Source organism: Helicobacter pylori (assembly GCF_021062735.1).
Lineage (GTDB): Bacteria > Campylobacterota > Campylobacteria > Campylobacterales > Helicobacteraceae > Helicobacter > Helicobacter pylori_DN.
In genome coordinates this window covers 58925-76838 of the sequence record NZ_JAHXLB010000007.1, presented here as the reverse complement: position 1 = coordinate 76838, position 17914 = coordinate 58925, and the positions used below count along the sequence as shown (strand labels likewise).

The following is a 17914-nucleotide window of genomic DNA, read 5'->3' as shown; positions in this document are numbered from 1 at the left end:
ATCGTTTCACATAGGATTGATTAGTTGGTTTTAAGATTATTTTAATCGTGGGGTTTAAGACTTATTCATAATCAAGTTATGTTACAATACATAAAATTTAATTTTAATAATAGCCATACTTATTTTAAAGAAGCATACAAACACAGATCAATGAACTACATCGGCTCTAAATACAAGCTCATTCCCTTTATTAAAGAAAATATCCATGCGGTTGTAGGCCATGATCTCTCTGGTGCGATTTTTTGTGATCTGTTCGCTGGGACGGGCATTGTGGGGCGCGCGTTTAAAAAAGCCGTTAATAAGGTTATTTCTAATGATTTGGAATATTATAGCTTTGTTTTGAATCAAAATTATATCGGCAACATTCAAGAAATCCCCAATAAAGAAGAGCTTATTGATAGGCTCAATAGCGTTGCTTTAAAAAAGGGCTTTATCCATTCGCATTATTCTTTAGGGGGGGGTTCAAGGCAGTATTTTAGCGAAACAAACGCTCAAAAAATTGATGCGATGCGTCTAAAAATTGAAGAGCTTAAACTTTCTCAAAACATTGATAATTGCGCGTATTATTTTTTGCTTGCATCACTATTAGAGAGCGCAGACAAGGTGGCTAACACCGCTTCAGTTTATGGGGCTTTTTTAAAACGCCTTAAAAAAAGCGCTCAAAAAGAACTCATCTTAAAAGGCGCTCATTTTGATGTGAGTTTAAACGCTAATGAAGTGTATCAGCAGGATTCTAATGATTTGATTGGAAAGATTTCAGGGGATATTTTGTATTTAGACCCCCCTTACAATGCGAGGCAATACGGGGCGAATTACCATTTATTGAACACGATTGCTATTTATACGCCCTTTACTCCAAAAGGTAAAACCGGCTTGCCCAGTTACCAGAAATCCTCTTTTTGCTCTCGTTCTCAAATCTTAAACGCTTTTGAAAACTTGATCAAAAAATCGCGATTCAAATATATCTTTTTAAGCTATAACAATGAAGGGCTTATGAGCGAGACAGAGATTAAAAATATCTTAAAAAAATACGGTGCTTACTCCTTAACTACCACAACTTACATGCGTTTTAAAGCGGATAACAAACGCGCCCATAAAGCCGCGCACACCAAAGAGTGTTTGCATATTCTTGTCAAATAAGAGTCAAAATAGCCCAACCTTTAAATGGCAAAAATAATCGCTTAAATACCGCTTAAATAAGGTAAAATGAAACCAAAATAAGCCTATAAAAAAGGGGAAATCATGGCACTTGAAGTGGTTTTATGGGATTTTGATGGCGTGATTTTTGACAGCATGCATTTAAAATATGAAGGGTTTAAGGCGTTGTTTCAAAAGCATGGCAACAAGAATCAAGAGGATTTGAAGCAATTTGAAGTTTATCATTATCAAAGTGGGGGGATTTCAAGGAATGAAAAAATCCAATATTTTTATAACGAGATTTTAAAAACCCCTATCGCTCAAGAAAAAGTGGATAAATTAGCCCTAGAATTTGGCACTATCATAGAACAAAAGCTTTTTGATAGGGGGCATTTGAATAGCGAAGTGATGGCGTTTATTGATGAGCATTATCAAAATTATATTTTCCATATCGCTTCAGCGGCCTTGCATAGCGAATTGCAAGTGTTGTGCGAGTTTTTAGGGATTACTAAGTATTTTAAGAGCGTTGAAGGGAGTCCGCCCAATAAACCTAAAATCATCGCTAATATCATTCAAAAATACGCCTATAACCCAAGCCGCATGCTAATGATAGGCGATAGCGTCAATGACTATGAAAGTGCTAAGGCTAATGAAGTGGCGTTTTTGGGTTACAACAGCAAGGTTTTGAAAAATTTAGTGGGTCAAAACGGCTATCAAGGGAAGTATTTGCAGAGCTTTAAGAGGTTTGATTTGCAAAATTTCATGAAAGAGTGAAGCTGCTTGATTAGCCAAGCTTGTCTTTGTGCTGGCTCATGTCAATGATGACTTCACAGCGTTCAATCGTGCTTAAGCGGTGGGCGATAACGATTAGGGTTTTATCTTTGGCGATTTGATAGATTTCATCCATGATTTTACTCTCGGTTTCGTTGTCTAGGGCCGAAGTGGCTTCATCTAAAACCAAAATTTCAGGGTTATCGTATAAGGCTCTTGCAATGCCTATGCGCTGTTTTTGACCGCCGCTAAGCTTAGCGCCCCCTTCGCCCACTTGGGTTTTAAGGCCCTCATGCTCGCATAAAAAATCATAAATATGAGCCATTTTGCACACCTTAATCAAGCGTTTTTCATCTATGGCGCTCCCAAAAGCGATATTATCCCCTACAGTGCCATCAAAAAGGTAAATATTTTGGGGGATATAGCCTATTTTTTTACGCCATGAGCGCCTGTTTTCGTTGGTTAAAAGGGTGTTATCAATAAAAATTTCCCCACTTTTAGGGTAGGTAAGCCCCATAATAATATCCGCCAGCGTGGATTTTCCGCACCCGCTATGGCCTATGAGAGCGACTTTTTGACCTTTTTGAATGGTGAGGTTAAAATTCTTTAAAACCGGGTGTTTTGACTTATAAGCGAACGAAATGTTTTGGAGAGTGATTTTTTTATTAAAGTCTAAAGGGACTAAATCCTCTTCAACGATGGTTTTAGTAAGGCTTTTAAACACAATGTTAGTCGCAAGCTGGTTGTAAGCGATTTCATTATACTGATTCAAAACGCCAGTAACAGAAGGGAGCGTGCGATAAAGCGCTAGAGCATACATAGAAATGGTAGGAAGCACCATTTTAGCTTCGCCGTATTTGAATAAAATGTAAGCGACCGCTAAAATCAACAAGCTAAAGCCCACCGTTTCTAATGAATACCTGGGGACTACTTGCAAAGTAGAATAAATAATCTCGGTGTCATGGGCTTTACGGCTATTTTCTCCAAAAAGCTTGTGGGCTTCTTCGTGGTTGTCTTTGAGTTTAGTGATTTTGAAATTGCTGAAAAATTTGGAAAAAACTTTAAGCGTTTGCGCCCTAGATTTTGCCGCTATCTCGCCCTTTTTTTGAATAAGAATGGTGATTTTTTTAGTGATGATAAAAATTTGTATAGAGATGATTAGAGTGAATATAAGCGTTAGCTTCCAGTTAGTGATTAATAGCGTGGAATAGAAAAAAACGATCACGGTTAATTCAGTGAGTAGATTCAAAAAAGCGTTAAAGCTCATAAACATGCCATCCGCTTTATTATTGATAATATCTCTTAAAGAATCCAAGTTGTGGTTAAGGTGGGAGAGGTAGTTGCTTTTAATGTGCTGTAAAAAAAGTTGTTGCTTGATTTGATAAGCTTTTTTATTGGAAAAACGCCCTTTCAAATAAGTGAAAGACACCCCATAAAACATCCTGAACAAATAAATCCCCACCAAGCAAAAACTAAAGAAATACATAAGGCGAACGGGAGATGAAAAATGGAAAAAATCATAGACCATTTTCCAATCTTTATCGTCTAAAGCCCTACTAGGATCGGAAGCGAGAGTGATAAAAGGCATCAGGAGGGTTAGGGACATCACTTCCACAAAAGAAGAAAAAACCGCCATCAGCACAAGCAGGAAAAAAACCATTTTTTCCTTGAAAGTGATGAGCATGTAGATTTGCTTTAAAGAGCGTAAAAAGTATTTTAAAGTAGAAATTTTATGTTTTTTTTTCGCCATAATTTAAGTGTCCATAAATTCTTTTATATGTAATGAGCTTTGAGCTGTGTTAAGCCAAATTGAGCTAGATTATAGCTAAAATTTTAACCATGCTCTGTGCCATACGAATAATTTAGCTTTCTGTCATCATTTCTTGACAAGTCAAGTATAAAACTGCTATAATCCCAAGTCTTTGATTATTTTAGTTGCTGGCTTAGCTCAGTTGGTAGAGCAGCTGCCTTGTAAGCAGCAGGTCGGGGGTTCAAGTCCCTTAGCCAGCTCCAGTTGAAATGTTATTTTGCAAAGTTTTTGGTGAGATACTCAAGTGGCCAACGAGGGCAGACTGTAAATCTGCTGACTATGTCTTCCGTGGTTCGAATCCACGTCTCACCACCATTTTGTTTTATAGATGCGGGAATAGCTCAGTTGGCTAGAGCATCAGCCTTCCAAGCTGAGGGTCGCGGGTTCGAGTCCCGTTTCCCGCTCCATTTTTAGGATAACATTTTAGTTTTTGAGACGCCTATATAGCTCAGAGGCAGAGCACTTCCTTGGTAAGGAAGAGGTCGGCGGTTCAATTCCGCTTATAGGCTCCAGTTTATAATCTCTTGAATGGCGATAAGACAAAAATGTCTTAAATTTTGTGGTAGCATTTAGGAATACTTAGGATTTTGTTTAGTATAATTCTAAAATCCATTTCAAAAAATTAAGGAGAAATCAAATGGCAAAAGAAAAGTTTAACAGAACTAAGCCGCATGTTAATATTGGAACCATTGGGCATGTAGACCATGGTAAAACGACTTTGAGTGCAGCGATTTCAGCGGTGCTTTCTTTGAAAGGTCTTGCAGAAATGAAAGACTATGATAATATTGATAACGCCCCTGAAGAAAAAGAAAGAGGGATCACTATCGCTACTTCTCACATTGAATATGAGACTGAAAACAGACACTATGCGCATGTGGATTGCCCAGGACATGCTGACTATGTAAAAAACATGATCACCGGTGCGGCGCAAATGGACGGAGCGATTTTGGTTGTTTCTGCAGCTGATGGCCCTATGCCTCAAACCAGAGAGCATATCTTATTGTCTCGTCAAGTAGGCGTGCCTCACATTGTTGTTTTCTTAAACAAACAAGACATGGTAGATGACCAAGAATTGTTAGAGCTTGTGGAAATGGAAGTGCGCGAATTGTTGAGTGCGTATGAATTCCCTGGCGATGACACTCCTATCATAGCGGGTTCAGCTTTAAGGGCTTTAGAAGAAGCGAAGGCCGGCAATGTGGGTGAATGGGGCGAAAAAGTGCTTAAGCTCATGGCTGAAGTGGATGCCTATATCCCTACTCCAGAAAGAGACACTGAAAAAACTTTCTTGATGCCGGTTGAAGATGTGTTCTCTATTGCGGGTAGAGGGACTGTGGTTACAGGCAGGATTGAAAGAGGTGTGGTGAAAGTAGGCGATGAAGTGGAAATCGTTGGTATCAGACCTACACAAAAAACGACTGTAACCGGTGTAGAAATGTTTAGGAAAGAGTTGGAAAAAGGTGAAGCCGGCGATAATGTGGGCGTGCTTTTAAGAGGAACTAAAAAAGAAGAAGTAGAACGCGGTATGGTTCTATGCAAACCAGGTTCTATCACTCCGCACAAGAAATTTGAGGGAGAAATTTATGTCCTTTCTAAAGAAGAAGGCGGGAGACACACTCCATTCTTCACCAATTACCGCCCGCAATTCTATGTGCGCACAACTGATGTGACTGGCTCTATCACCCTTCCTGAAGGCGTAGAAATGGTTATGCCTGGCGATAATGTGAAAATTACTGTAGAATTGATTAGCCCTGTTGCGTTAGAGTTGGGAACTAAATTTGCGATTCGTGAAGGCGGTAGGACTGTTGGTGCTGGTGTTGTGAGCAATATTATTGAATAATATTAGCAAAAAGAGTTACCATAAAGGGTCATTATGAAAGTTAAAATAGGGTTGAAGTGTTCTGATTGTGAAGACATCAATTACAGCACAACCAAGAACGCTAAAACTAACACTGAAAAACTGGAGCTTAAGAAGTTCTGCCCAAGGGAAAATAAGCACACTCTTCATAAAGAAATCAAATTGAAGAGCTAGCTCTTTCTTTTGTGTTGTGATTTAAAAGGAGGGGAGGTTAGGTCAGTAGCTCCAATGGTAGAGCGTCGGTCTCCAAAACCGGTTGTTGGGGGTTCGAGTCCCTCCTGACCTGCCATCTACTAATTTATTCTATCAAATTTTTGTTTCAATTGGATTGTTTTTGAATTTTTTAATTTTAGTTTAAGCTATTTTGGATAAAATTGAAAATTCTTTTAATGTATAAATGTATTAAGTTTAAGTGAGGGCGAAAAGAAACTATGGATAAATGGCTCATGCAATATAAATTAGCTAGAGAAGAGCTTTCTAAAGTGATATTTCCTATTAAGGAGCAGATACGCAATGCGCTTGTTTCTGTTTTGGTGGTGGTGAGTGCTATCACGCTGTTTTTAGCTTTGTTGGATTTTTCTCTGGGGGCTTTTATCTCTAGTGTTCTATAGGTTGGTGGCTTTAAATAAGGAGAATAATGATGGATTGGTATGCTATACAAACTTATTCAGGGAGCGAGCAGTCCGTTAAGAAAGCGATTGAGAATCTAGCGAACGATCATAATATAAGAGATAGGATACAAGAGATCATTGTGCCTACTGAAGATATTATAGAGGTTTCTAAAAAAAGCAAGACGAAAGTAACGGAACGAAGCCTTTATCCTGGGTATGTTTTTATTAAGGTGGATTTAGATACGGTTTTGTGGCATAAGATACAATCTTTGCCAAGAGTGAGCCGTTTTATTGGAGAAAATAAAAAGCCAACCCCATTGAGTGAAGCGGATATTGGGCATATTTTAGAAAAAATGAATAACCGAGCGGCCCCCAAGCCCAAAATCTTTTTTGAGCAAGGCGAAGTGGTGCGCGTGGTGGAAGGCCCTTTTGCGAACTTTACCGCTACGGTGGAAGAGTATGATGTGGAGCACCGCAAACTCAAGCTCAATGTTTCTATTTTTGGTAGGAACACTCCAATAGAGATTTTGCATTCGCAAGTGGAAAAAATTATATAACTTTTTAAGGAGAAAACATGGCTAAAAAAGTAGTCGGAGAAATCAAACTTCAAATCCCTGCCGGTAAGGCAAACCCTTCACCTCCCGTAGGGCCAGCGTTGGGTCAAAGAGGGGTTAATATCATGGAATTTTGTAAGGCTTTTAATGAGAGAACTAAAGACATGGGGAGTTTTAATATCCCGGTGATTATCACGGTTTATCAAGACAAGAGTTTTACCTTTATCACTAAAAAGCCTCCGGTAACGGATTTGATCAAAAAAGCTTCTGGGGTTGAAAAAGGTTCTGACAACCCACTCAAAAATAAAATTGCAAAGCTCACCCACAAGCAAGTGGAAGAGATCGCGCAATTGAAAATGGAAGATTTAAACACAAGCACCATGGAAGCGGCCAAAAAAATCGTTATGGGCAGCGCTAGGAGCATGGGCGTAGAAGTTGTGGATTGATTGGGTTTTGTTGGAATTGAAAGAAATTTTTAAGGATTAGAATCGTGGCAAAAAAAGTATTTAAAAGATTGGAAAAACTTTTTTCTAAAATTCAAAACGATAAAGTATATGGCGTAGAGCAAGGCGTAGAGGTGGTTAAATCTCTCGCTTCAGCCAAATTTGATGAAACCGTGGAAGTAGCGTTAAGGCTAGGGGTTGATCCAAGGCATGCGGATCAAATGGTACGCGGTGCGGTGGTGCTTCCTCATGGAACAGGGAAAAAAGTAAGAGTGGCTGTTTTTGCAAAAGACATTAAGCAAGATGAAGCCAAGAACGCTGGGGCTGATGTCGTTGGCGGAGACGATTTGGCTGAAGAAATCAAAAATGGTCGTATTGATTTTGACATGGTGATCGCAACGCCTGATATGATGGCGGTTGTCGGTAAAGTGGGTAGGATTTTAGGTCCTAAGGGTTTGATGCCAAACCCTAAAACCGGAACCGTTACGATGGATATTGCTAAAGCGGTTACTAACGCTAAAAGCGGTCAAGTGAATTTCAGGGTGGATAAAAAGGGCAATGTTCATGCCCCTATTGGCAAGGCGAGTTTTCCCGAAGAAAAAATCAAAGAAAACATGCTTGAGTTGGTTAAAACGATCAACCGCCTAAAACCCAGTAGCGCGAAAGGCAAGTATATTAGAAACGCCGCTCTCTCGCTCACCATGTCGCCTTCAGTGAGTTTGGACGCGCAGGAATTGATGGATATTAAATAGCGTTAGGGGAGTTTTTAATCTTAGGCTGAAGATCGTAAGAGCTAAAAAGCTTAAAATTTCTTTTTTAAAAAGATAATCTTGCAGAGGTCTAGTCTAGAAAGGAGGAAAAGATGCAAAAACAACATCAAAGGCAGCATAAAGTAGAGCTAGTCGCTAACTTAAAATCGCAATTTGCAGATGCCAAAGCCCTTTTAATTTGCGATTATAAGGGTCTTAGCGTGAAAAAGTTGGAAGCTTTAAGGAATAAGGCTCGCAATCAAGGCATTAAAGTGCAAGTGATTAAGAACACTCTCGCTCATATTGCCATGAAAGAGGCTGGCTATTCTGATTTGGATTTGAAAGAAACCAATGTGTTTTTGTGGGGCGGTGATCAAATCGCTCTCTCTAAACTCGTGTTTGATTTCCAAAAAGAGCATAAAGATCACTTTGTGTTGAAAGCGGGCTTGTTTGATAAAGAAAGCGTTAGCGTAGCTCATGTGGAAGCGGTTTCAAAACTCCCAAGCAAAGAAGAGCTTATGGGAATGTTGCTTTCTGTTTGGACGGCTCCGGCGCGTTATTTTGTGACCGGTTTAGACAATTTGCGTAAAGCGAAAGAAGAAAACTAAGAGCCTATGATGGCTTTAATTAAAAAAAATTTGAAGGATTGGATTATGGCAATTTCAAAAGAAGAAGTGTTAGAGTATATTGGTTCATTGAGCGTTTTAGAGCTTGCTGAATTGGTTAAAATGTTTGAGGAAAAATTTGGCGTGAGTGCGACTCCAACGGTCGTAGCGGGTGCGGCTGTAGCTGGCGGTGCAGCGGCTGAGAGTGAAGAAAAAACCGAATTTAATGTGATTTTAGCCGATAGCGGTGCTGAAAAAATTAAGGTGATTAAAGTGGTTCGTGAAATCACTGGACTTGGCCTGAAAGAAGCTAAAGACGCTACCGAAAAAACCCCTCATGTGCTTAAAGAGGGCGTGAATAAAGAAGAAGCTGAAACCATCAAGAAGAAACTTGAAGAAGTGGGTGCTAAGGTTGAAGTCAAGTAAGACTTAAAAACAGAAAGGCCTTTGCGCCTTTCTCTGCTCTAGCGTGGCAGATGATTTTGCTCCATGATTTTGTTTGTGAGCGTGTGGCCTAAAGTGGTTAGTATTGCAGGTGGGTTTTGGTATTTTTATCATGGATGGTTCTAAAGTTTAAAGATCCTTTTGCAATGCTTACTTGAATTAATGCATTAAATAACTCAAAATTTTTGATCAAAGGCTTGAAATATGTCAAAAAAAATTCCCCTAAAAAACCGCTTGAGAGCTGATTTTACAAAAACCCCGACAGATTTAGAAGTTCCTAATTTATTATTATTACAACGAGACAGCTATGATTCTTTCTTGTATTCCAAAGAGGGTAAAGAGAGCGGGATTGAAAAGGTTTTTAAATCCATTTTCCCTATCCAAGATGAGCATAACCGTATCACTTTAGAATACGCGGGTTGCGAATTTGGCAAGTCTAAATACACTGTTAGAGAAGCGATGGAGAGGGGCATTACCTACTCTATCCCCCTCAAAATTAAAGTGCGTTTGATCTTGTGGGAAAAAGACACCAAGAGTGGCGAAAAGAACGGCATTAAGGATATTAAAGAACAAAGCATTTTCATTCGTGAGATCCCTTTGATGACAGAACGCACTTCGTTTATTATTAATGGGGTGGAGCGCGTGGTGGTCAATCAGCTCCACAGAAGCCCCGGTGTGATTTTCAAAGAAGAAGAGTCCAGCACTTCTTTAAACAAGCTCATTTACACAGGGCAAATCATTCCTGATAGGGGTTCGTGGCTGTATTTTGAATACGATTCTAAAGATGTTTTGTATGCTCGTATCAATAAACGCCGTAAAGTGCCTGTTACCATTTTATTCAGGGCGATGGATTATCAAAAACAAGACATCATTAAAATGTTCTACCCGCTTGTTAAAGTGCGTTATGAAAACGATAAATATTTGATCCCGTTTGCTTCATTAGACGCCAATCAAAGAATGGAATTTGACTTGAAAGATCCTCAAGGCAAGATCATTCTTTTAGCGGGTAAAAAGCTCACTTCAAGAAAGATTAAAGAGCTTAAAGAAAACCATCTAGAATGGGTGGAATACCCTATGGATATTTTACTCAATCGCCATTTAGCTGAGCCTGTTATGGTGGGGAAAGAAGTCTTATTGGACATGCTCACTCAGCTAGATAAAAACAAATTAGAAAAAATCCACGATCTAGGCGTGCAAGAATTTGTGATCATCAACGATCTAGCGTTAGGGCATGACGCTTCCATTATCCATTCTTTTTTGGCCGATTATGAGTCTTTGAAATTGCTCAAGCAAACTGAAAAAATTGATGATGAAAACGCTCTAGCGGCGATTCGTATCCATAAGATTATGAAACCAGGCGATCCTGTTACGACTGAAGTGGCTAAGCAATTTGTCAAAAAACTTTTCTTTGATCCAGAACGCTATGATTTGACCATGGTAGGGCGTATGAAAATGAATCACAAGTTAGGCTTGCATGTGCCTGATTACATTACGACTTTAACGCATGAAGATATTATCACCACCGTTAAATACCTCATGAAAATCAAAAACAATCAGGGCAAGATTGATGATAGGGATCACTTGGGCAATCGTAGGATCAGAGCGGTAGGGGAATTATTGGCTAATGAATTGCATTCAGGCTTAGTGAAAATGCAAAAAACCATTAAAGACAAGCTCACTACCATGAGCGGGGCTTTTGATTCGCTCATGCCCCATGACTTGGTCAATTCTAAAATGATCACCAGCACCATCATGGAATTTTTCATGGGCGGTCAGCTCTCGCAATTTATGGATCAAACTAACCCCTTGAGTGAGGTTACGCACAAACGACGCCTTTCAGCACTCGGTGAAGGGGGATTGGTGAAAGACAGGGTAGGGTTTGAAGCCAGGGATGTGCACCCCACGCATTATGGCCGAATTTGTCCCATTGAGACCCCAGAAGGTCAAAATATCGGCCTGATCAACACCCTTTCCACTTTCACGAGGGTGAATGATTTAGGCTTTATTGAAGCCCCTTATAAAAAGGTTGTGGATGGCAAGGTAGTGGGTGAGACGATTTATTTGACCGCTATTCAAGAAGACAGCCACATCATCGCTCCCGCAAGTACCCCTATTGATGAAGAGGGTAATATTTTGGGCGATTTGATTGAAACGCGCGTGGAAGGCGAGATCGTTTTAAACGAAAAAAGCAAAGTTACCTTAATGGATTTAAGCTCTAGCATGCTAGTAGGGGTCGCCGCATCGCTCATTCCTTTCTTAGAGCATGATGACGCCAACCGTGCCTTAATGGGGACTAACATGCAGCGCCAAGCGGTGCCCTTATTAAGAAGCGACGCTCCCATTGTAGGCACGGGGATTGAAAAAATTATCGCTAGGGATTCTTGGGGAGCGATCAAAGCCAATCGTGCAGGCGTTGTAGAAAAAATTGATTCTAAAAACATTTACATTTTAGGCGAAGGCAAAGAAGAAGCCTATATTGATGCGTATTCTTTGCAAAAAAACTTGCGCACCAACCAAAACACCAGCTTCAATCAGGTCCCTATCGTTAAAGTGGGCGATAAAGTGGAAGCCGGGCAAATCATCGCTGATGGCCCTAGCATGGATAGGGGCGAGTTAGCGTTAGGGAAAAATGTGCGCGTGGCGTTCATGCCTTGGAATGGCTATAACTTTGAAGACGCCATCGTGGTGAGTGAGCGCATCACTAAAGATGATGTTTTCACTTCCACCCACATTTATGAAAAAGAAGTGGACGCTAGGGAGCTTAAGCATGGCGTGGAAGAATTTACCGCTGATATTCCTGATGTGAAAGAAGAAGTGCTCGCTCATCTTGATGAAAGCGGGATCGTTAAAGTCGGCACTTATGTGAGCGCTGGCATGATTTTAGTGGGCAAGACTTCTCCTAAAGGCGAGATTAAAAGCACGCCTGAAGAGCGGCTTTTAAGGGCTATTTTTGGGGATAAAGCCGGGCATGTGGTCAATAAGAGTTTGTATTGCCCCCCCAGTTTGGAAGGCACGGTGATTGATGTGAAAGTCTTCACTAAAAAAGGCTATGAGAAAGACGCGCGGGGTTTGAGCGCGTATGAAGAAGAAAAAGCCAAGCTTGATATGGAGCATTTTGACCGCTTGATCATGCTCAATAGAGAAGAATTGTTGCGCGTTAGCTCGCTCCTTTCTCAAGCGATTTTAGAAGAGCCTTTCAGCCACAATGGTAAGAACTATAAAGAAGGCGATCAAATCCCTAAAGAAGAAATCGCTTCCATCAACCGCTTCACTTTGGCTAGTTTGGTCAAAAAGTATTCTAAAGAAGTGCAAAACCACTATGAAATCACTAAAAACAATTTCTTAGAGCAAAAGAAAGTTTTGGGTGAAGAGCATGAAGAAAAGCTCTCTATTTTAGAAAAAGATGATATTTTGCCTAATGGCGTGATCAAAAAAGTCAAGCTCTATATCGCTACAAAACGGAAGCTTAAAGTGGGCGATAAAATGGCAGGAAGGCATGGGAATAAAGGGATTGTGTCTAATATCGTGCCGGTTGCGGATATGCCTTATACCGCTGATGGCGAACCTGTAGATATTGTCTTAAACCCTTTAGGCGTGCCAAGCCGCATGAATATCGGGCAGATTTTAGAAATGCATTTAGGCTTAGTGGGGAAAGAATTTGGGAAACAAATCGCTCGCATGTTAGAGGATAAAACCAAAGATTTTGCCAAAGAATTGCGCGCTAAAATGCTAGAAATTGCTAACGCCATTAATGAAAAAGACCCCTTGACAATCCATGTTCTTGAGAATTGCTCTGATGAAGAGCTTTTGGAATACGCTAAAGATTGGAGCAAGGGCGTTAAGATGGCTATCCCTGTGTTTGAAGGCATCTCGCAAGAAAAATTTTATAAGCTATTTGAATTAGCCAAGATCGCTATGGATGGCAAAATGGATCTGTATGATGGGCGCACAGGCGAAAAAATGAGGGAGCACGTGAATGTGGGCTATATGTATATGATCAAACTCCACCATTTAGTGGATGAAAAAGTCCATGCCAGAAGCACAGGCCCTTATAGCTTGGTAACGCACCAGCCTGTTGGGGGTAAAGCGCTTTTTGGGGGTCAAAGGTTTGGGGAAATGGAAGTGTGGGCTCTAGAAGCTTATGGCGCAGCGCACACTCTAAAAGAAATGCTCACCATTAAATCCGATGATATTAGAGGCAGAGAGAACGCTTATAGGGCTATCGCTAAAGGTGAGCAAGTGGGTGAGAGTGAAATCCCTGAGACTTTCTATGTTTTGACTAAAGAATTGCAATCGCTCGCTTTGGATATTAATATTTTTGGGGACGATGTGGATGAAGATGGAGCGCCTAAACCCATTGTCATTAAAGAAGATGACAGGCCTAAAGACTTTAGCTCTTTCCAACTCACACTAGCTAGCCCTGAAAAGATCCATTCTTGGAGTTATGGGGAAGTTAAAAAGCCAGAAACGATCAATTATCGCACCCTAAAGCCTGAACGAGACGGCTTGTTTTGCATGAAAATCTTTGGCCCCACTAAAGATTATGAATGCTTGTGCGGTAAATACAAAAAGCCTCGCTTCAAAGACATTGGCACATGCGAAAAATGCGGCGTGGCGATCACGCATTCCAAAGTCAGGCGTTTTAGAATGGGGCATATTGAATTGGCCACTCCTGTAGCGCATATTTGGTATGTCAATTCCTTGCCCAGCCGTATCGGCACGCTTTTAGGCGTTAAGATGAAAGACTTAGAGCGCGTGTTGTATTATGAAGCTTATATCGTTAAAGAACCAGGCGAAGCCGCTTATGACAATGAAGGCGCTAAGCTTGTGATGAAATACGATATTTTGAATGAAGAGCAGTATCAAAATATCTCACGAAGATACGAAGACAGGGGCTTTGTAGCGCAAATGGGCGGCGAAGCGATCAAGGATTTGTTAGAAGAAATTGATTTGATCACCTTGTTGCAGAGTTTGAAAGAAGAAGTGAAAGACACTAATTCGGATGCGAAAAAGAAAAAACTCATTAAGCGTTTGAAAGTGGTAGAAAGCTTTTTAAATTCCGGCAACAGGCCTGAATGGATGATGCTCACGGTTTTACCGGTATTGCCACCGGATTTAAGGCCTTTAGTCGCGCTAGATGGCGGGAAGTTTGCGGTCAGCGATGTGAATGAATTGTATCGTCGTGTCATCAATCGTAACCAACGCTTGAAACGCCTAATGGAGCTTGGGGCGCCAGAAATCATTGTGCGCAACGAAAAAAGGATGTTGCAAGAAGCCGTGGATGTGCTTTTTGATAACGGCCGCAGCACCAATGCGGTTAAAGGGGCTAACAAACGCCCTTTAAAATCGCTCAGCGAAATCATTAAAGGCAAGCAAGGGCGTTTCAGGCAAAACCTTTTAGGTAAGCGCGTGGATTTTTCAGGCAGAAGCGTGATTGTGGTTGGGCCTAATCTTAAAATGGATGAATGCGGGTTGCCCAAAAACATGGCGTTAGAACTCTTCAAGCCGCATTTGTTATCCAAGCTTGAAGAGAGAGGTTATGCCACCACGCTCAAACAAGCTAAACGCATGATTGAACAAAAAAGCAATGAAGTGTGGGAGTGCTTGCAAGAAATCACAGAAGGGTATCCGGTGTTGCTCAACCGCGCTCCTACCTTGCACAAGCAATCCATTCAAGCGTTCCATCCAAAGCTGATTGACGGCAAGGCGATCCAATTGCACCCGTTAGTGTGTTCAGCGTTCAACGCCGATTTTGACGGGGATCAAATGGCGGTGCATGTGCCTTTAAGCCAGGAAGCGATCGCTGAATGCAAGGTGCTGATGCTAAGCTCTATGAATATCCTTCTGCCCGCTAGCGGTAAAGCCGTAGCCATTCCTAGCCAGGATATGGTTTTAGGGCTTTATTATCTTTCTTTAGAAAAGAGCGGGGTCAAGGGCGAGCATAAACTTTTTTCTAGCGTGAATGAAATCATCACCGCTATTGATACGAAAGAATTAGACATCCACGCAAAGATTAGGGTTTTAGATCAAGGGAATATTATCGCTACGAGCGCGGGGCGCATGATCATTAAGTCCATTTTGCCTGATTTTATCCCTACTGATTTGTGGAACAGACCCATGAAGAAAAAAGATATTGGCGTGCTTGTGGATTATGTGCATAAAGTCGGTGGTATCGGTATTACCGCAACCTTTTTGGATAATTTAAAAACGCTTGGCTTTAGGTATGCGACTAAGGCTGGTATTTCTATCTCTATGGAGGATATTATCACGCCAAAAGACAAGCAAAAAATGGTGGAAAAAGCCAAAGTAGAGGTTAAAAAAATCCAGCAACAATACGATCAAGGGTTGCTCACTGACCAAGAGCGTTACAATAAGATCATTGACACTTGGACTGAAGTCAATGACAAAATGAGTAAAGAAATGATGACCGCTATCGCAAAAGATAAAGAGGGCTTTAACTCTATTTATATGATGGCTGATAGCGGCGCAAGGGGTAGCGCGGCGCAAATCCGTCAGCTTTCAGCGATGAGAGGTCTTATGACAAAGCCGGACGGCAGCATCATTGAAACGCCCATTATTTCTAACTTTAAAGAGGGGTTGAATGTCTTAGAATACTTTAACTCCACGCATGGCGCTAGAAAGGGCTTAGCGGATACGGCGCTAAAAACAGCCAATGCGGGGTATTTGACAAGAAAACTCATTGATGTTTCGCAAAATGTCAAGGTGGTGTCTGATGATTGCGGCACGCATGAAGGGATTGAAATCACGGATATTGCGGTGGGGAGTGAGCTGATTGAACCTTTAGAAGAGCGTATTTTTGGGCGCGTTTTATTAGAAGATGTGATCGATCCCATTACGAATGAAATCTTGCTTTATGCGGACACTTTGATTGATGAAGAGGGCGCTAAAAAGGTGGTTGAAGCCGGGATTAAATCCATTACGATCCGCACCCCAGTAACTTGTAAAGCGCCAAAGGGCGTGTGTGCGAAATGCTATGGTCTGAATTTGGGCGAAGGCAAGATGAGTTATCCGGGTGAAGCGGTGGGCGTGGTAGCCGCGCAATCTATCGGGGAGCCTGGAACTCAGCTCACTTTAAGGACTTTCCATGTGGGCGGGACAGCGAGCAGGAGTCAGGATGAGCGCGAAATTGTAGCGAGCAAAGAAGGTTTTGTGCGTTTCTACAACCTTAGGACTTACACGAATAAAGAGGGTAAAAACATTATCGCTAACCGCCGCAACGCTTCTATTTTAGTGGTAGAGCCTAAGATTAAAGCGCCTTTTGATGGGGAATTACGCATTGAAATGGTCTATGAAGAAGTCGTTGTGAGCGTGAAAAATGGCGATCAAGAAGCTAAATTTGTTTTAAGAAGAAGCGATATTGTCAAGCCAAGCGAATTGGCCGGCGTTGGCGGTAAGATTGAGGGGAAAGTGTATTTGCCTTATGCTAGTGGGCATAAGGTGCATAAGGGGGGAAGTATCGCTGATATTATCCAAGAGGGCTGGAATGTGCCTAATCGCATCCCTTACGCGAGCGAATTGCTAGTCAAGGATAATGACCCTATTGTGCAAGATGCGTATGCCAAAGAAAAAGGCATAATCAAATACTATGTTTTAGAGACTAACCATTTAGAGCGCACCCATGGGATCAAAAAGGGCGATATTGTGAGTGAAAAAGGCTTGTTTGCGGTGATAGCTGATGATAATGGTAGGGAAGCCGCTCGCCATTATATCGCTAGGGGTTCTGAGATCTTGATTGATGACAATAGTGAAGTGAGCGCTAATAGCGTGATTTCTAAACCCACGACTAACACTTTTAAAACGATTGCCACATGGGATCCTTACAACACCCCTATCATTGCGGACTTTAAAGGTAAGGTGAGTTTTGTGGATGTTATCGCAGGGGTTACGGTCGCTGAAAAAGAAGACGAAAATACCGGTATCACAAGCTTAGTGGTGAATGATTACATTCCAAGCGGATACAAACCAAGCTTGTTTTTAGAAGGGGCTAATGGCGAAGAAGCGCGTTATTTCCTAGAGCCAAAAACTTCTATCGCTATTAGCGATGGCTCTAGCGTGGAGCAGGCTGAAGTGTTAGCGAAAATCCCTAAAGCGACCGTTAAATCTAGGGATATTACCGGGGGTCTCCCAAGGGTTTCGGAATTGTTTGAAGCGAGAAAACCCAAGCCTAAAGATGTGGCGATCCTTTCTGAAGTTGATGGGATAGTGAGTTTTGGCAAACCCATTCGCAATAAAGAACACATCATCGTAACTTCTAAAGATGGCCGTTCTATGGATTATTTTGTGGATAAAGGCAAGCAAATTCTAGTGCATGCTGATGAATTTGTGCATGCGGGAGAGGCGATGACGGATGGAGTAATTTCAAGCCATGATATTTTAAGGATCAGCGGCGAAAAAGAGCTTTATAAATACATTGTGAGCGAAGTCCAGCAAGTGTATCGCAGGCAGGGGGTGAGCATTGCGGACAAGCACATTGAAATCATTGTCTCTCAAATGCTAAGGCAAGTGCGCATTTTAGACAGCGGGGATAGCAAGTTTATTGAAGGGGATTTAGTCAGTAAAAAACTCTTCAAAGAAGAAAACGCTCGTGTGATCGCTTTAAAAGGCGAGCCAGCGATTGCTGAACCGGTGCTTTTAGGGATCACTAGAGCGGCTATCGGGAGCGATAGTATCATTTCAGCGGCCTCTTTCCAAGAAACGACTAAAGTTTTAACAGAAGCCAGTATCGCTATGAAAAAAGACTTTTTAGAAGACTTGAAAGAGAATGTGGTGTTGGGGAGGATGATCCCTGTGGGAACGGGCATGTATAAAAATAAAAAAATCGTGATGAGAGTGCTTGAAGATGACCCTAAATTTTGATATAAAAAATCGGTTAAGATTTTTAAAAGAAAAATTAGGGTAAAATGGGAGAACTTTT

12 protein-coding genes and 5 tRNA genes are annotated in these 17914 nt (G+C 41.3%); 16 read left to right on the top strand and 1 reads right to left on the bottom strand.

Annotated elements, in window-relative coordinates:
• Nucleotides 1–150: 150 nt before the first annotated feature.
• Both KX581_RS04365 and KX581_RS04360 read left to right on the top strand, forming a co-directional pair.
• On the top strand, nucleotides 151–1140 hold the full coding sequence (locus tag KX581_RS04365; RefSeq protein ID WP_120872687.1) for a DNA adenine methylase: 990 nt from the start codon (nucleotides 151–153) through the stop codon (nucleotides 1138–1140).
• 102 nt (nucleotides 1141–1242) lie between these two features.
• Complete coding sequence (locus KX581_RS04360) at nucleotides 1243–1911, top strand: HAD family hydrolase (RefSeq protein ID WP_231175687.1); 669 nt, start codon at nucleotides 1243–1245, stop codon at nucleotides 1909–1911.
• Nucleotides 1912–1921: 10 nt separating this feature from the next.
• Here KX581_RS04360 and KX581_RS04355 read toward each other — a convergent pair whose 3' ends face one another.
• On the bottom strand, nucleotides 1922–3658 hold the full coding sequence (locus KX581_RS04355; RefSeq protein ID WP_120976698.1) for an ABC transporter ATP-binding protein/permease: 1737 nt from the start codon (nucleotides 3656–3658) through the stop codon (nucleotides 1922–1924).
• Nucleotides 3659–3845: 187 nt separating this feature from the next.
• On the opposite strand from KX581_RS04355, the gene KX581_RS04350 reads away from it, so the two are divergent.
• The 14 genes from KX581_RS04350 to KX581_RS04285 all read left to right on the top strand — a co-directional run bounded on the left by KX581_RS04350 (nucleotide 3846) and on the right by KX581_RS04285 (nucleotide 17856).
• Nucleotides 3846–3921: transfer RNA gene (locus KX581_RS04350), tRNA-Thr, on the top strand.
• Between the two features lie 27 nt (nucleotides 3922–3948).
• Nucleotides 3949–4033: transfer RNA gene (locus KX581_RS04345), tRNA-Tyr, on the top strand.
• A gap of 15 nt (nucleotides 4034–4048) precedes the next feature.
• A tRNA-Gly gene (locus KX581_RS04340) sits at nucleotides 4049–4125 on the top strand.
• A 30-nt stretch (nucleotides 4126–4155) separates the two neighbouring features.
• Nucleotides 4156–4230 (top strand) — tRNA-Thr (locus KX581_RS04335).
• Nucleotides 4231–4355: 125 nt separating this feature from the next.
• A complete protein-coding gene (gene tuf / locus KX581_RS04330; RefSeq protein ID WP_001040574.1) occupies nucleotides 4356–5555 on the top strand; it encodes an elongation factor Tu in 1200 nt (399 codons plus the stop codon).
• A gap of 33 nt (nucleotides 5556–5588) precedes the next feature.
• Nucleotides 5589–5747 (top strand): 50S ribosomal protein L33, encoded by a 159-nt coding sequence (rpmG, locus tag KX581_RS04325; protein ID WP_000865159.1) that lies wholly within the window; start codon nucleotides 5589–5591, stop codon nucleotides 5745–5747.
• 39 nt (nucleotides 5748–5786) lie between these two features.
• A tRNA-Trp gene (locus KX581_RS04320) sits at nucleotides 5787–5862 on the top strand.
• Between the two features lie 142 nt (nucleotides 5863–6004).
• The gene (gene secE, locus KX581_RS04315; protein WP_000362123.1) at nucleotides 6005–6184 is read left to right on the top strand and encodes a preprotein translocase subunit SecE; all 180 of its coding nucleotides are present in this window, start codon (nucleotides 6005–6007) and stop codon (nucleotides 6182–6184) included.
• A 29-nt stretch (nucleotides 6185–6213) separates the two neighbouring features.
• Entirely contained in the window at nucleotides 6214–6741 is a 528-nt protein-coding gene (gene nusG, locus KX581_RS04310; RefSeq protein WP_001846772.1) for a transcription termination/antitermination protein NusG, read from the top strand.
• A gap of 17 nt (nucleotides 6742–6758) precedes the next feature.
• A complete protein-coding gene (rplK, locus tag KX581_RS04305; protein ID WP_001085997.1) occupies nucleotides 6759–7184 on the top strand; it encodes a 50S ribosomal protein L11 in 426 nt (141 codons plus the stop codon).
• 44 nt (nucleotides 7185–7228) lie between these two features.
• Complete coding sequence (gene rplA / locus KX581_RS04300; protein ID WP_079341477.1) at nucleotides 7229–7933, top strand: 50S ribosomal protein L1; 705 nt, start codon at nucleotides 7229–7231, stop codon at nucleotides 7931–7933.
• Between the two features lie 110 nt (nucleotides 7934–8043).
• Nucleotides 8044–8538 carry a 50S ribosomal protein L10 gene (gene rplJ, locus KX581_RS04295; RefSeq protein ID WP_001171718.1) on the top strand — a complete coding sequence of 165 codons (495 nt, stop codon included), beginning with the start codon at nucleotides 8044–8046 and terminating at the stop codon, nucleotides 8536–8538.
• Between the two features lie 45 nt (nucleotides 8539–8583).
• Nucleotides 8584–8961, top strand: coding sequence for a 50S ribosomal protein L7/L12 (gene rplL / locus KX581_RS04290; RefSeq protein ID WP_001018219.1), 378 nt, complete (start codon nucleotides 8584–8586; stop codon nucleotides 8959–8961).
• A gap of 222 nt (nucleotides 8962–9183) precedes the next feature.
• Nucleotides 9184–17856: a DNA-directed RNA polymerase subunit beta/beta' gene (locus KX581_RS04285; RefSeq protein WP_231175686.1), complete on the top strand. Its 8673-nt coding sequence runs from the start codon at nucleotides 9184–9186 to the stop codon at nucleotides 17854–17856.
• The last annotated feature ends 58 nt before the right edge of the window (nucleotides 17857–17914 follow it).